Here is a 13,277-nt window from a genome sequence, read left to right as displayed (position 1 = left end):
TCGTGTCTGGTGTCCTTTACAAGACTCTATTAGACACTCCGAGGCACCTTCTCGTGTATGCTGTCCTTTACAGAAGTTTATTGCACACTTAGGAATCCAACTCGTATGCGTTGTCTTTTCCAAAGGTTCCAAAGAACTTTTTTCCTGTTACACGATACGTCTTTTTCTTTCTATATTGATTAGTAGAACGTTCATTCATCCTTGTGAATTGCCCCGTGTTTTTGAAAATGGAATAGTCGCAGAAGAATATATAATACAGCATAAAACGCAGCAGGATTCTTATGAAACCCGCTACGTTTCCTTTTTTTAAATAACGCACCGTCATGTAATTTTTACTAGCTATGCATTTACATTTCCCAATACACCATTCGTTGCGGTAATCGCAATTATGACACAGCCCCACATATGCTTGTATGCGGTAACCATATCATCACATGTAAAACGAATAGTTTTCGGATCTACTGCTTTAACTGTTGGTAAAGTAGTCGTCATTTTTGCCTGCTGTGGACCTTTGAATTGAATCTCGAAGGTGACCGGACCGGAAATTTCTAGTGGTTTAATGTTTTTTGCCTTTTGAATAGCAACTTCAGCTTTTTCCCGAATTTGTTCTGCAACAACCGTTGGATGAACGAGCTCAGCTGCAAAGCGGTCTATTGCTCTTTTTACTACAACCGCTTCTACTTCCGGAAGAGTTTCCTTCACTTCTTTTACATAGGCATCATCACCGCTAATGAAGACAGCTGGAACACCGAATGCACCTGCAACAAACGCATTCATTTCCGTTTCACCAACTACTTTCCCATTTATCTTCATTTCATTAACACAAATTCCAGCCAATGTATGGCTAATTACAGCATCAGATCCGCCTTCACGGCCATGATGTCCGACAAACATAATTGCATCAAAGCTTTCATCTAGTCCCTCTAGCTGGCACATCACACGATTACTTCCAGAAACTAGTCTCGCTCGAGGATCTAAGTCTTCAATCAAAATATTGGACATATTTCCGTGCCCATCTGCGACCACAACCTCTGTTGCCCCACCATTAAAAGCACCTTCCACAACTGCATTCACTTCCGAGGTCATAAGCTTTCTAAACCGTTGATACTCGCTAGGTGTCTTCAATTGTTGATTGGTTGCAACTCCAGATATCCCTTCAATATCAGCTGAAATAAATACTTTCATGTTAAACAGCTCCCCCTCTAAAAATAATGTTCTCCGCTTAAGTTCTATCAAGCTAAGCTACATATACGCACAAGGCTATTAATATCCACAATCACTGCAATGCTGCCTACCCATTAAATATTACCATTCAAAACTAGTATGTTCCGTCAAATTCAATACAAATGCCTTTGCTAGCTCCTTTGTCGCTTCTAAATCGGCAACACTTACAAGCTCAATCGGAGAATGCGCATATCTCGATGGTATAGATAGTACACCAGTTGGTACTCCATTATTGGCTAATGCGACTGCACCGCCATCTGTTCCGATTCCAGGAAAAATCTCGAGTTGATAGGCAATCCCATTTTCCTTTGCAAGGTTTACTAAATGGTTCTTCATCGTTTTATGTACGATCAAACTGAAGTCCATTACTTTAATTCCTGTTCCTTTTCCTAAAAACAATGTCTTGTCCATTGTCTCCTCGGGTGTATCACTGACAGCAGTTGTATCAATAGCAATGGCCGCATCGACATCTAATGTTTTGATTGCTGTTTCCGCCCCTCTTAAACCAACTTCCTCTTGAACGGAGAATAGGAGAGTCACTTCTCCCGCAAATGTTTCCTTTTGCAATTCATTGATTAATTGCAGTAATACGGCACATCCTGCCCGGTCGTCGAGTGATTTCGTCATAATCATTTCTTTTCCCTTTGGGCCCAAAACTTTCATTTCCGTTGCCCATGTTACTGGAGCACCTACTTCGATTCCCATCTCTTCCACTTCTGCCTTTGAGGATGCTCCAATATCGATGTATAAATGCGAATGTTTACGAACTTTTGATGGGTCATCAAACTTTACAAAATGAGCCGACATGGTCCCAATTACACCGTAGATTTCTCCGGAATTTCCTAAAACTTTCACTTGTTGTGCCAATAGAATACGGTCGTCGTGACCGCCTAATTTTTCAAATCGCAAGAGCCCGTTCTCTTCTACTTTTTTCACGATAAACCCAACTTCATCCATATGGGCAGTCAGCAAAACCTTGGGTCCCGGCAGACTTCCCTTTTTAACGGCAATCACATTTCCTATTCCATCAATACGAACCTCATCAACAAGATCCTTTACATAATCACGAATGTAATATGAAACATTATGCTCATATCCGCAAGGACCGCTTAAGGACGTTAATTTTTCTACAATTTCTAACATGTGCATTCTCCTCTATCAAATATATTCAAACGTATTTTTATAAACTTGTAGTTGAACCATTGATTTATACTCTTTAATACATGGGATCTGATCGAGTCTATAAAGGATATTCGTGATTTCTTCCTGATTTTGCACAGTGATTTGGGCAAGTAAAGGATATTCTCCCGATGTCATAGTGATGAAGCGGATTTCACGGATATTTTTTAACTCCTCTATAGCTGCCTGCAGCATCCCATTCTGAATTTTCATTTGAATAATAGCTTCCGCCTTTAACCCCAGTGCAATTGGATTCACTACTCCTACGACACTTAAAATATCGTTTTCTATTAAATTTTTATACCTTGACCGAACTGTTTTTTCCGTAACACTCAATCGAGAGGATAATTCGGTAAAAGACATACGTCCATCCCCAGAAAGTAATTTAATCATTGCCCTGTCTAATTCATCAATTTCATATTTCATAGATTCCCTTCTTCCGATAATAATTTCCCTTTTAAACAACATAAATCAGTAATAATTCTTAAATCTATAACTCTTTTTCAATACTAAGAATATACTTTATTATCTAAAAATGATATATTTAGAGTAATTATATAGTTGAAATTTTCGGAAATCAACTATTAACTAGGGGGATTGAACATGTTAGCTATTGTAAATGCAAAAATTTTTGATGGGACTGGGAATGTTATCGAAAATGGACAGATCATTATTGAAAACGGTGCATTTGTGAAAATCGGGACCTCTCTCTCCATTCCAAATGATTATAAAATCATCGATGTCGGTGGAAACATCGTTACCCCAGGGCTGATTGATGTACATACTCATCTTGGTGTCCATGAAGAAGGGATTGGCAAAGCTGGTCAAGATGTAAATGAAACCAGCTCTGAAGTAACAGCTCAGATTCGTTCCCTTGATGGAATTAATCCGTTCGAGCCTGGATTTGAGGTTGCAAGAAAATCAGGTATAACGACCGTGCAAATTATGCCGGGAAGTGCAAATGTAATCGGCGGAGAGATGGTGGTGGTGAAAACGGTGGGAACTATAGTAGATCAAATGGTTCTCAGAGAGCCATCAGGGATGAAAGCAGCAACCGGTGAAAATCCTAAAAATGTCCATGGTGGGAAAGGAAAAATGCCGACAACGAGAATGGGTGTGGCTGCTAGATTACGTGAAAAGTTCATCGAAGCGGAGCATTATCAAAAACAGTATGAAAATGGTCAAGTCGCACGCAATCTTGGTTTGGAAAATCTTTGCAAAGTATTAAATAAGGAAATCCCACTCCGCGTTCACGCTCACCGAGCGGATGACATTGCCACTGTTTTAAGACTGAAGCGTGAATTAGATATTGAAATTACAATCGAGCATTGTACAGAGGGACATTTAATCGCTGATTTTATTGCCGAGCATGATGTAAGAGTTTCAGTTGGCCCCACCATGTCTTCTAAATCCAAAGTAGAGTTGGCAGGTAAAACTTGGAATACTCTTATTGCGCTTACGAATGCGGGTGTTCCCGTATCTATTACCACAGACCATCCCGTTGTAGGAATTGAGCATCTAATGACAAGTGCGATTATGGCCGTGAAAAACGGATTATCAGAAACAGATGCTTTAAAAGCCATCACCATCAACGCTGCAAAACATTTGGGTGTTGAAGAACGGGTGGGCAGTATCGAAATAGGAAAAGATGCGGATTTCGTTGTTTGGAATGGCGATCCATTTGATTTGCGATCCTCTGTACTAGAAACCTATATTCAAGGAGAATGTGTGTCTACTAAAGGTTCATAATTGTATTTGAAATTATTAAAGTTTACACATAAAAAACGTTAAGATTCCTTATCTCAACGTTTTTTATGGTCCCCTATTTGCTTTTAAGCATTTCTTTTCATTATCTTCCCCACACCAAATACAATTAAAAGAAGGAGTAGAAGAGAAAAAACTGTAGCCAATATACTGCCTTCCCCAAATAAAGCGGTCAATACGTCTGCAAAAGAGGGTACTCCCATTGTGTAAAGCAAGGGTAATATTAAAATTGGTGTAAAGAGACACATTACAAATAATAAAAATTTCTTCCCTTTGATCATCACAATTACCTCCTCTACAATATTTTACCGTAATATTCAGACAAATACATTTTTACCATTAATTTTTTTGTTATATTTCTCCAAACCGAATAACACTTCCGGGTTATCCGTACTTAAAAAAAAAATGATCATCTTTAGGCTAAGATCATTACTGCAGGAGTATCATAAGATATAAAAAGAGTTTTTAAAGAGGATTGGATCATAAGGAAGAAAAAAGTTCCCCAAAGGAGGGAGTTAGGTTGTACAATGTTTTGATGTTTGTGGATTCAGGGGTAGATGATTCCTTTGCGCTTATGTATGCTCTTATGCATCCTAATCTGAATATCGTCGGAGTTGTAAGCGGTTATGGAAATATTACAAAAGAGGAGTCCATTGCTAACACTGCATATTTATTGAGTTTAGCCGGCAGAGAGGATATTCCTATTATTGCTGGTTCGTCGGGTCCATTATCAGGAGAGATTGCTCAATATTATCCTGAAATTCATGGAAAAGGCGGACTCGGTCCAATCCAACTCCCATCACACATAGGAAATTGTGAAGTCTATACTATTCACAAAATCATGGATATTGTTACAGATTATCCTAACGATCTAATTATTGTAGGAGTTGGGAGACAAACAGACGTGGCATTGCCGCTGATTATTCATGGCTCCAATGCTTATAAGAATGTGAATGCCTTTTATATTATGGGCGGCGCATTTCTCGGACCTGGTAATATAACACCGGAGGCAGAAGCTAATTTTTATTCCGATCCCATTGCAGCGAACCATGTGTTGGAAAAGGCAAAAAATATTTATTTGCATCCATTAAACATAACAAGCAGAGCTCTCATTCCACCTGAGGTTATTAACCTTATAGTAGAAAAAGGAAAATCTCCATTTAATTTGTTACTGAAACCGGCATATGATTATTACCTGAATGCCTACAAAAAAAACGTACCTGGAATTAAAGCCGCTCCGATGCATGATGTTATGGCGGTTAGCGCCATTGTGAACCCTAATCTCGTCACTTATGTACCGCGGAGAGTGACGGTAGAACAATTCGGTTCAGCTCGTGGGAAAAGCATTGCTGATTTCAGGCCGAGACCGAGTGAAGAGCCCAAGGAAACTCTTGATTGGATTGGGATGGACGCGGATATTCCTGCATTTATTGAAGATTTTACTTTGATTTTTATGAGGGGACTTATCAATAATAAATAGCGGGAAGTACAGAATGAATAAGCACCATTTGTACTTCCTTTTTTATATTTAAAAAACATGTTTGCTGATATATTTCCCTTTTTTCACCTTTGCCCTCGACTTCTGGTACAGGAGCAACACATAATCTTTGAAAAAGCTTCCTACTGAACTATCTTCCCAATTCCCTTTATCCAAACAGTTACTGGAAAAATTTCTGCATCCTTGTTAGAAAAATACCAACGGCGACCTCTTTTTACCACGATAACCAAGCCTTCCTCATTGCCAACTGATGCAAATGACTCGTCCGCTTCCTTCCAACAGGGAATTCCTATATTATTCAATTCTTGAACGAATGGAAGGACCTGATCTCGAACGATACCTATCTCACTAACATTTAATAAATCTTCCGATGAAAATTCTCCTTCTGTTTTATTAGGTAAATGATGGCGTGCTATCAATTCCACAATATTACCTGCTGGGTCCTCAAAATAAACGGATTCAGCATTCCAAGTTTCAAAATACACCTCATCCTTTCCGTCTTCCCTATTTAACTTAACCCCTCGATCTTGAAGCCACTTTTTTGCCTGTTGAAATTTATTATTAGGGATGTTCATTGCAAAGTGATAAAAGGGATGATTTTTATTAGCTGTCTCTTTAAAAGACAAAAGCGTTTCACCGACTTTGAATGTCAAACATTGCGGTGTATCCTCCGTAATATTTAAACCCAACATATCTTTATAAAAGTTTCTCAAATCAGCTATTTTATTTGTATCCAAAAGTAATTTTTCGATTATCATTGACGATCCCCCCATTCTTACTCCACATAATTAGACACTTCTATTAAATTTTGGTCAGGGTCTCTAAAGTAAACGGAATAGATTTTCCCTAGAGCTCCGTTTCGGTGGACTGGCCCCTCTAATATAGAAATATGATTTTGGGTTAAATGTTCTACCACTTCTTGAATGGATGATTCTGTAATAAAGCAGACATCAGCTGATCCAGGTGTTGGAAGCGATGCTTTTGGTTCGAATTCCATCCCATACTGATGCACATTTATTTTTTGATTACCGAATTGCAATGCTTTTCTGCCCTCCCCAAAGGGTATGACCGTCATACCTAACACTTTTTCGTGAAAATCACATGTAATTTGGATATCCTTTACGGTTAAAACAAAATGATCCAATTTACTAATCTTCATCTTTTCCCCTCCCATCATCATCTCATCTGCTTATTATGATACTAGGAATCCCTTTCCACTTCCTCGTTCTTATGGCTAAAAAGCAACTTAGACTAAAGTCTTATAATATTTAAGTTCTTCCAATAAAAACAAGAAAAGCGTAAAAAAAAACCCTACTAAATATGAAAAAATAATTATTGGATTAAAAATTTATGGAGCTTTACATTCCTAACTTTACATATTATAATAAATAACGAAGTTAAACTTACTAACTTTTGTATAGTGGTTTTTCGGAAGGAGAAGTAATAATAATGGGTTTCTTAAGCAACTTATTCGGAAAACAACCTGAGGAGGAAGAAATGATGTCAAATTCACCATTAAATATAGGAATTATTCTAGGCAGTACTCGTCAAGGACGCGTAAGTCCACAAGTAGGAGATTGGGTAAAAGCAATTGCGGATAAACGTGGGGATGCAAACTATGAAATCGTTGATCTTACAGATTATAAATTACCACTTTTAGGGGAAGGCACTGGTGAAGAAGCTGGTGTATTAGCTTGGAAAGAAAAAGTAGCAAACCTAGACGGATATGTATTCATTGCTCAAGAATACAATCATAGCATCACTGGTGCTCTAAAAAATGCACTAGATTCTGCTTATCAAGAATGGAACAATAAAGCAGCAGGTATCGTAAGCTACGGTTCAACTGGAGGAGCACGTGCGGCTGAACATTTACGCGGTATTTTAGCCGAATTACAAGTGGCAAGCGTTCGTACTCATCCTACATTATCCCTATTCACTGATTTTGAAAACTTCAGTAATTTTAAACCAGCTGATATGCATGCTGATAATGTAAATGCTATGCTTGACCAAGTAATTGCTTGGAGCGGCGCTTTGAAAACATTAAGATAAGAGGCAATATGTTACCGGAACTTGATTGAGACTATACTTAATAAAGAAATCTATAAGAAAAAGGATTGATGGGCTCAAGCATCAGTCCTTTTTCTATTATTTGGCAAGGTAACAGCTTCTTGTACCTTCTGCTGCAATGTATGAAACGTTTCCTTTCCAAAAAACGCATCCGCACGCTGTTTTATTTCTTTTAACCACTCATCGTTTTCAGCTAGTATTTCTCTTAGCCTCTGTACAATATTCAAAGCTTCCGGATCGCTAATTTGTTGAGATACCCGCTCTAGTAAAACCTTCATATCTACCGAAAATCTTTCCGCAAAGCTATGACATTTCACCATATTTAACCGAAGGGGTTCAGCATATTCGTTGGTAAACGCTCTTCTGATACAACCTCTCACACCCGCATATCCATAAGAAACCTCAGAGGCAGCTCGGTAAAAGAGAATCATTCCGTCTGCATGGCTTGAATTTGGATGTAAGCGTAGCTCTGTCGTTAAAGACATTAACTTTCGTACCATTGGCCTAGCCGCCTCCATCGTATTCCACCAATCAAGCAGTCTTTGCCTTTCAATTTTATTCATGGATTGTGGTTGACCCAGCATGATTTTTCCTCCTTAAAGACGCGGGATTGCTTGAACATTTTCGATTCTAGCATGAATCTCATCCCACTGGTCACTCAAGAGTTCTTGACCTAATCTATTTGCTTCTCTAATCATTTGCCCTATTTGTCTATTTAATTGTCTGCTTAAATTCACTAAGTAAGACATATCAAGCGGGGCCTCTCTCACAGCCAATTCAAAATTTGGACTTAATTGCTGTTCACTAATTGTTAATGTGTCTAAATCGAAGACAAGCATTTCTAATGCAAGGGAAAAGTTTTCCCCTTCTCTCATTCGTTTAATGGTGCCCTGTACCGCATCAAATCCATATCCTACATCTGCTACGGAAGCATGATACGGATTCAAACCAGGTTTGGTTCTCAAGGAAGGTGTGGACCGAAATCCTGTCGTAATTGAGCAAACCACTTCTTTTGCAGCCATTCCTCTTTCTAACACAGCGTCTATCGCATCAAGATATGCGTTCCAATGATAATCAGTTTGATTTCTAAAAGAATATGTCATCCTTTTATTCTCCTTACATTCTCTTTCATTTATGAAAACAAAATCATATCCATATCCATTATATTTTTTTAAAGCAAAATTTATATTTTGTACAAAATGAAAACAATTAAAATAAAAAAAGTGCTCTCCAAAGAAGGCACTCATTTCCATGTTATTTTTTATTTCAGCTTCTCCATTAACAAGGTCTTATATTTTTCCTTTTTACATTGAGAATTATTGACCTTCTCCTTGTTCATTTTTAATAAATCAAAAATGTCGTTTTCAATAGCCCTCCTTTTTTTCAGTACCTTCAACGTACCATCTATACCTTGGTACCCCATTTCTTTTCCATATCCTTGGTTGGTGTAGTATTCAATGAAACCAGAAGACCATTCTTTTGGCCTTTCCATTATGGCTTTCTTAAAGGAAAATTCCAGATCATCTTGTACGATATAAAACAATTGAGGGTTTAATGGCTCTATGATGCTTGCTAATTCCATCACATAATCTAACACTATTTCTTTCTGTGCACCATATTTAACCATTGCTACCGTTATGGGATTCTGTATGAAGCAGCACTCAAAAATATACGTTTTATTTTCTTGCATAGCTTTTTCTGCGAATTCTGCCCACTTGTCCGTGATTAATTGGATATTCCGTTCTAAAGGCAGTTCATACACATCATGTTTAAAAATAGAGTTTAATAATTCATCAGAAAACATGGAATTTTGATAGGCTAATAAATAGTTTCCCCTTTTATTCTTAACTCTTTCTATTAATAACTCTTTTAGCTCTCCGCTAGCGGATAACAATCTGGTAAATTCCTCTTCATGAAAACAAGCTACGCCATCATAATCTGCAGGGTGATTTAAATTCCCTCTAAATATAACTCCGTTGGGATGTGTCTTTCTTTAAGAATCTCCTGAATAAGTGCGGCTGCGGTTGATTTTCCAAACCCAGGTAAGCCTTCTACTAGGATTAATTTTGTATTCATCAAAAACCCCCTATATTAGATAATTATTTTATAAATTCTCCCACAGTCTTGAAGAAATCGGAGTAATTCGCTAAGTAATAATCGGCAACAACATGTTGATTTTGAAAACTGCATGTTTTTATTCCTAGTTCCTTGGCTGGAATAAGATCAAGCTCTCTGTCTCCAATAGCTAAATCAATATGATGTTTCTCATGCAAATATTGATAAGCAGCCGAATTAGGCTTTCTGGGAAAACCATCATCTATCGTGACAATTTCATTAAAATATTTCTCCCAGCCATAATGTTCTAATATAGACATTACCCCCTTTCTATCCTTGTGGGTCATAATGACATTTTTGTCGGCAAACTTTAAAACTTCCTCTACCTTCTCAAAAGGTTGGATATCATTTGGGGATAAATTATTTTCCAAAGCAGCGATTTCCCTTAGCTGATTCTCACTAAGATTATAAAAATGAATTGCGTGTGAAAAAGAAACTTTTAATGTTTCATAGATTTCCTTTTCATCCGACTCGCCTCCCATAACCCGGGAAAAAATGCTGGAATAAGCAGGATATGTATCGAATAATGTGCCATCAAAGTCCCATAAAATATTCAAAGTAAAGACCCTCTTTCATCGTTTATATGTACCTATTTGCTAAGATACTCCTTAACTCCTTCATCATCTTATACCATTTACTTTGAAACAGGACATTTTAATTTCCCATTATTAGTTTCTTCCCCTCGATAATAGTTCGACAAGAGTTAATTTTACGACTATTACATCCAGCTTTTTGGTAAAATAAAGACAAGTATGATTATTGGAGGGGATATGATGGAACTGATTGTATATTTAGCTGGCCAAATTCACGATAATTGGAGAGAAGAGGTGGAGCAAAAGGCAAAAGAAAGAAATCTTCCCTTAGTATTTGTAGGACCGCAAACAAACCATGAGCGATCTGATAATATTGGGGAAGAAATTCTCGGGATACAGCCTGGAAAAGTATACAAAGATGATGCCGCCTCAGATATTAACAATTTCAGAACACAAGTATTGATGAAGAAATCCGATATTGTAATAGCATTATTCGGCGATAAGTATAAACAATGGAATACAGCGATGGATGTCAGCACTGCAATCACCTTAAATAAGCCAACTATTATTATCCGAAATGAATCATTAATTCATCCTCTGAAGGAGCTTTCCAATAGAGCAAATGTTACAGTTGAAACAATTGATCAAGCATTGGACGTTGTAAGCTATATTTTTGAATAGAGATACTCTAGGGGCGTTTAGCCCCTGCCCCTGCCACTCCCATTTCATTTTACTTTAATCTTTAGCAATATTAAGACTATAGAAAGGATGTAACAAAATCATGCTTTATAAACCCCGAGCGAAATCCACAGAACTATTGATATACGAAATCTTAAATAATCGAATGCATTTATCGGATAAGGCAAGAAATCACTATTTTCATCTAAAAAAAGGGTATGAGGGAGAGGTTATGTTTGATTTACTGACAGAGAAACTTCGGTGCGATTGCTTAATCATTAATGACTTACTTCTCCAAATCAATAACACTACGTTTCAGAATGATGCGCTGATATTAACACCTGAAACAATATATCTTTTCGAAATTAAAAACTTTGAAGGGGATTTTTATTTCGAAAAAGATAAACTTTTTATGAAGAAAAAATCTGAAGTTAATAATCCAATAATTCAATTGAAACGAAATGAATCATTATTACGCCAACTTCTCCAAAACATTGGATTTAATATACCTATTGCCGCATCGGTTGTTTTTATTAACCCCGAGTTTACCTTATACCAAGCCCCTCTTAACATACCGTTTATATTCCCAACTCAGCTCAAACGCTATTTGAATCAACTGGATAGAAATTCCCTTAATTTAAATCAAAAACAAAAGATTCTAGCTGATAAATTAATTTCTTTACACATAGAGGACTCTCCCTATATGCAGCGTCCACCCTATGAATATGATCAATTAAAAAAGGGTATTACCTGTAAACAATGTAGTTCATTTTGCATATCCGTACATGGGATGAGCATACTATGCGCAGTATGGATACAAAGAGTCGATTGCAGATGGAGTAATACGCAGTGTTGAGGAGTATAAACTTCTTTTTCCTAGTCGAAAAATCACTACCAATGTGATATATGAGTGGTGCAAAATAATAGATTCTAAAAAGAGAATAATGAGGGTATTAGAAAAACATTATTCGATGCTACGAAATCGTAGATGGTCCTATTTTTATTAAAGAAATACACATATACTACTTGTTCCTGCTATAAAAATCGATCTAAAGGTCAAAGGCCAATACCTTTTTATTGGCCTTTGTACCATTCTGGAAGGACAAGGGGTGGCTTTTTTCCCTTCCTCTTGGCTTTTTGAACCATTCTAAAGGACAAATGCTTTCCCTTTTTTCCTCCTTTTGTCTTTTTGAAACATTCTAAAGGACAAGGGCCTTCTCTTTTTTCCTCTTCTTGCCCTTTAACACCATTCTATACGAAAGGTCCATCTCTTTTTCTTTCCCCTATCCTTTTGAATAATTTCAAATAGTTTGAAGGTTACAATGTGGTTTACAGTATTAACTTGAGCTTTAGACAGATATAATAAACTTCACAAAAATAAAAACGGAGCACTATAACATTTAATTACTCCCAGTTGCGATCCTAAATACCTCAAAACTCAATGACGCTACAATGCTTTAAAATTAAAGGAACATTCCGCCCGATACTTCGATACGTTGAGCATTAACCCAGCGATTCTCGTCTGAAATAAGTGAAGCAATCATTGGACCAACATCATCGGCTTGACCGACACGACCAAGAGCTGTCATCTCCGCAATATGTTTGTTTACCTCGGGATTATCGCGAACTACACCACCGCTGAAATCGGTCGCGATAGCCCCAGGAGCTACAACGTTGGCTGTGATTCCGCGAGGTCCAAGCTCTTTCGCCATATAGCGAGTCAGTACCTCGATTGCACCTTTCATAGACGCATATGGACCGCTTTCTGGTACAGCGAAGCGTGTAAGACCTGTTGAGATGTTTACAATCCGTCCGCCATCATTGATTAGCGGTAAGAGTTTCTGTGTTAAGAAGAAGACCCCTTTGAAATGAACTTGATAAAGATTATCCAGCTCTTCCTCGGTTGTTTTCTCTCTTTCCAAATAGTATAGGTAAGCCGGCAAAGATCTTTTAGCTCCGAACGATATACGGAGCCGGACGGAACAGCTGCTCCTTTTGTTTAAAAAGGCCGACAATCCTATAGATTATCAGCTAAATCACGTTTTTTAACGAAGTCATTTTCAATTTTTTAGGAAAATCCACTTTAGCACTTCTATGATAAATAAAGAAAATATAAGACTTAGAACATTAATGGTATGTGATGAACGGTTTTTTTGTTTGAATATTTCTTACTGAACTAAAGCACCCATTAGTTGAAGAAGAGCTTCAACTCGATTGAA

15 protein-coding genes and 1 pseudogene are annotated in these 13,277 nt (G+C 37.4%); 5 read left to right on the top strand and 11 right to left on the bottom strand.

What is annotated here, in order from left to right:
- Positions 1 to 339: 339 nt before the first annotated feature.
- The 3 genes from CWO92_RS12630 to CWO92_RS12620 all read right to left on the bottom strand — a co-directional run bounded on the left by CWO92_RS12630 (position 340) and on the right by CWO92_RS12620 (position 2,829).
- Entirely contained in the window at positions 340 to 1,185 is an 846-nt protein-coding gene (locus CWO92_RS12630) for a M55 family metallopeptidase (RefSeq protein WP_101354578.1), read from the bottom strand.
- A gap of 120 nt (positions 1,186 to 1,305) precedes the next feature.
- Positions 1,306 to 2,367, bottom strand: a complete 1,062-nt coding sequence (locus CWO92_RS12625; RefSeq protein ID WP_101354577.1) for a M42 family metallopeptidase — start codon at positions 2,365 to 2,367, stop codon at positions 1,306 to 1,308.
- A gap of 15 nt (positions 2,368 to 2,382) precedes the next feature.
- A complete protein-coding gene (locus tag CWO92_RS12620) occupies positions 2,383 to 2,829 on the bottom strand; it encodes an Lrp/AsnC family transcriptional regulator (protein ID WP_101354576.1) in 447 nt (148 codons plus the stop codon).
- Between the two features lie 177 nt (positions 2,830 to 3,006).
- On the opposite strand from CWO92_RS12620, the gene CWO92_RS12615 reads away from it, so the two are divergent.
- The gene (locus CWO92_RS12615; RefSeq protein WP_101354575.1) at positions 3,007 to 4,152 is read left to right on the top strand and encodes an amidohydrolase; all 1,146 of its coding nucleotides are present in this window, start codon (positions 3,007 to 3,009) and stop codon (positions 4,150 to 4,152) included.
- Between the two features lie 83 nt (positions 4,153 to 4,235).
- Here the strand turns inward: CWO92_RS12615 and CWO92_RS12610 are convergent, their stop codons facing one another.
- Positions 4,236 to 4,448, bottom strand: a complete 213-nt coding sequence (locus CWO92_RS12610; protein ID WP_101354574.1) for a hypothetical protein — start codon at positions 4,446 to 4,448, stop codon at positions 4,236 to 4,238.
- 239 nt (positions 4,449 to 4,687) lie between these two features.
- On the opposite strand from CWO92_RS12610, the gene CWO92_RS12605 reads away from it, so the two are divergent.
- Positions 4,688 to 5,647, top strand: a complete 960-nt coding sequence (locus tag CWO92_RS12605; protein WP_101354573.1) for a nucleoside hydrolase — start codon at positions 4,688 to 4,690, stop codon at positions 5,645 to 5,647.
- A 140-nt stretch (positions 5,648 to 5,787) separates the two neighbouring features.
- Here the strand turns inward: CWO92_RS12605 and CWO92_RS12600 are convergent, their stop codons facing one another.
- Complete coding sequence (locus CWO92_RS12600) at positions 5,788 to 6,423, bottom strand: VOC family protein (protein WP_101354572.1); 636 nt, start codon at positions 6,421 to 6,423, stop codon at positions 5,788 to 5,790.
- A gap of 17 nt (positions 6,424 to 6,440) precedes the next feature.
- A complete protein-coding gene (locus CWO92_RS12595) occupies positions 6,441 to 6,824 on the bottom strand; it encodes a VOC family protein (protein WP_101354571.1) in 384 nt (127 codons plus the stop codon).
- Between the two features lie 290 nt (positions 6,825 to 7,114).
- On the opposite strand from CWO92_RS12595, the gene CWO92_RS12590 reads away from it, so the two are divergent.
- Positions 7,115 to 7,714, top strand: a complete 600-nt coding sequence (locus tag CWO92_RS12590; RefSeq protein ID WP_101354570.1) for an NADPH-dependent FMN reductase — start codon at positions 7,115 to 7,117, stop codon at positions 7,712 to 7,714.
- Positions 7,715 to 7,788: 74 nt separating this feature from the next.
- Here the strand turns inward: CWO92_RS12590 and CWO92_RS12585 are convergent, their stop codons facing one another.
- The 4 genes and pseudogenes from CWO92_RS12585 to CWO92_RS12570 all read right to left on the bottom strand — a co-directional run bounded on the left by CWO92_RS12585 (position 7,789) and on the right by CWO92_RS12570 (position 10,404).
- Positions 7,789 to 8,316 (bottom strand): hypothetical protein, encoded by a 528-nt coding sequence (locus CWO92_RS12585; RefSeq protein WP_101354569.1) that lies wholly within the window; start codon positions 8,314 to 8,316, stop codon positions 7,789 to 7,791.
- Between the two features lie 12 nt (positions 8,317 to 8,328).
- Entirely contained in the window at positions 8,329 to 8,835 is a 507-nt protein-coding gene (locus tag CWO92_RS12580) for a hypothetical protein (protein ID WP_101354723.1), read from the bottom strand.
- A 158-nt stretch (positions 8,836 to 8,993) separates the two neighbouring features.
- A pseudogene (locus tag CWO92_RS12575) lies at positions 8,994 to 9,808 on the bottom strand (P-loop NTPase family protein).
- Between the two features lie 23 nt (positions 9,809 to 9,831).
- Entirely contained in the window at positions 9,832 to 10,404 is a 573-nt protein-coding gene (locus CWO92_RS12570; RefSeq protein ID WP_101354568.1) for an HAD-IA family hydrolase, read from the bottom strand.
- 216 nt (positions 10,405 to 10,620) lie between these two features.
- On the opposite strand from CWO92_RS12570, the gene CWO92_RS12565 reads away from it, so the two are divergent.
- Together CWO92_RS12565 and CWO92_RS12560 are read left to right on the top strand one after the other, a co-directional pair.
- A complete protein-coding gene (locus CWO92_RS12565) occupies positions 10,621 to 11,061 on the top strand; it encodes a YtoQ family protein (RefSeq protein ID WP_101354567.1) in 441 nt (146 codons plus the stop codon).
- A 229-nt stretch (positions 11,062 to 11,290) separates the two neighbouring features.
- Complete coding sequence (locus CWO92_RS12560) at positions 11,291 to 11,914, top strand: nuclease-related domain-containing protein (RefSeq protein ID WP_321207760.1); 624 nt, start codon at positions 11,291 to 11,293, stop codon at positions 11,912 to 11,914.
- Between the two features lie 607 nt (positions 11,915 to 12,521).
- Here the strand turns inward: CWO92_RS12560 and CWO92_RS12555 are convergent.
- Positions 12,522 to 13,001: an SDR family NAD(P)-dependent oxidoreductase gene (locus CWO92_RS12555; protein ID WP_321207761.1), complete on the bottom strand. Its 480-nt coding sequence runs from the start codon at positions 12,999 to 13,001 to the stop codon at positions 12,522 to 12,524.
- Positions 13,002 to 13,277 lie beyond the last annotated feature (276 nt).

Origin of the sequence: Heyndrickxia camelliae, assembly GCF_002844575.1 — a bacterium.
GTDB lineage: Bacteria > Bacillota > Bacilli > Bacillales > Bacillaceae_C > Margalitia > Margalitia camelliae.
Note: the sequence above shows the minus strand (reverse complement) of the source record. Positions and strands in the feature narration are given on the sequence as shown.

Bases quoted from the DNA above. Each gene is read 5' to 3' on its own strand.
- CWO92_RS12630 (WP_101354578.1), bottom strand. From the start codon at position 1,185: ATGAAAGTATTTATTTCAGCTGATATTGAAGGGATATCTGGAGTTGCA.
- CWO92_RS12625 (WP_101354577.1), bottom strand. From the start codon at position 2,367: ATGTTAGAAATTGTAGAAAAATTAACGTCCTTAAGCGGTCCTTGCGGA.
- CWO92_RS12620 (WP_101354576.1), bottom strand. From the start codon at position 2,829: ATGAAATATGAAATTGATGAATTAGACAGGGCAATGATTAAATTACTT.
- CWO92_RS12615 (WP_101354575.1), top strand. From the start codon at position 3,007: ATGTTAGCTATTGTAAATGCAAAAATTTTTGATGGGACTGGGAATGTT.
- CWO92_RS12610 (WP_101354574.1), bottom strand. From the start codon at position 4,448: ATGATCAAAGGGAAGAAATTTTTATTATTTGTAATGTGTCTCTTTACA.
- CWO92_RS12600 (WP_101354572.1), bottom strand. From the start codon at position 6,423: ATGATAATCGAAAAATTACTTTTGGATACAAATAAAATAGCTGATTTG.
- CWO92_RS12595 (WP_101354571.1), bottom strand. From the start codon at position 6,824: ATGAAGATTAGTAAATTGGATCATTTTGTTTTAACCGTAAAGGATATC.
- CWO92_RS12590 (WP_101354570.1), top strand. From the start codon at position 7,115: ATGGGTTTCTTAAGCAACTTATTCGGAAAACAACCTGAGGAGGAAGAA.
- CWO92_RS12585 (WP_101354569.1), bottom strand. From the start codon at position 8,316: ATGCTGGGTCAACCACAATCCATGAATAAAATTGAAAGGCAAAGACTG.
- CWO92_RS12580 (WP_101354723.1), bottom strand. From the start codon at position 8,835: ATGACATATTCTTTTAGAAATCAAACTGATTATCATTGGAACGCATAT.
- CWO92_RS12565 (WP_101354567.1), top strand. From the start codon at position 10,621: ATGGAACTGATTGTATATTTAGCTGGCCAAATTCACGATAATTGGAGA.
- CWO92_RS12560 (WP_321207760.1), top strand. From the start codon at position 11,291: ATGTTTGATTTACTGACAGAGAAACTTCGGTGCGATTGCTTAATCATT.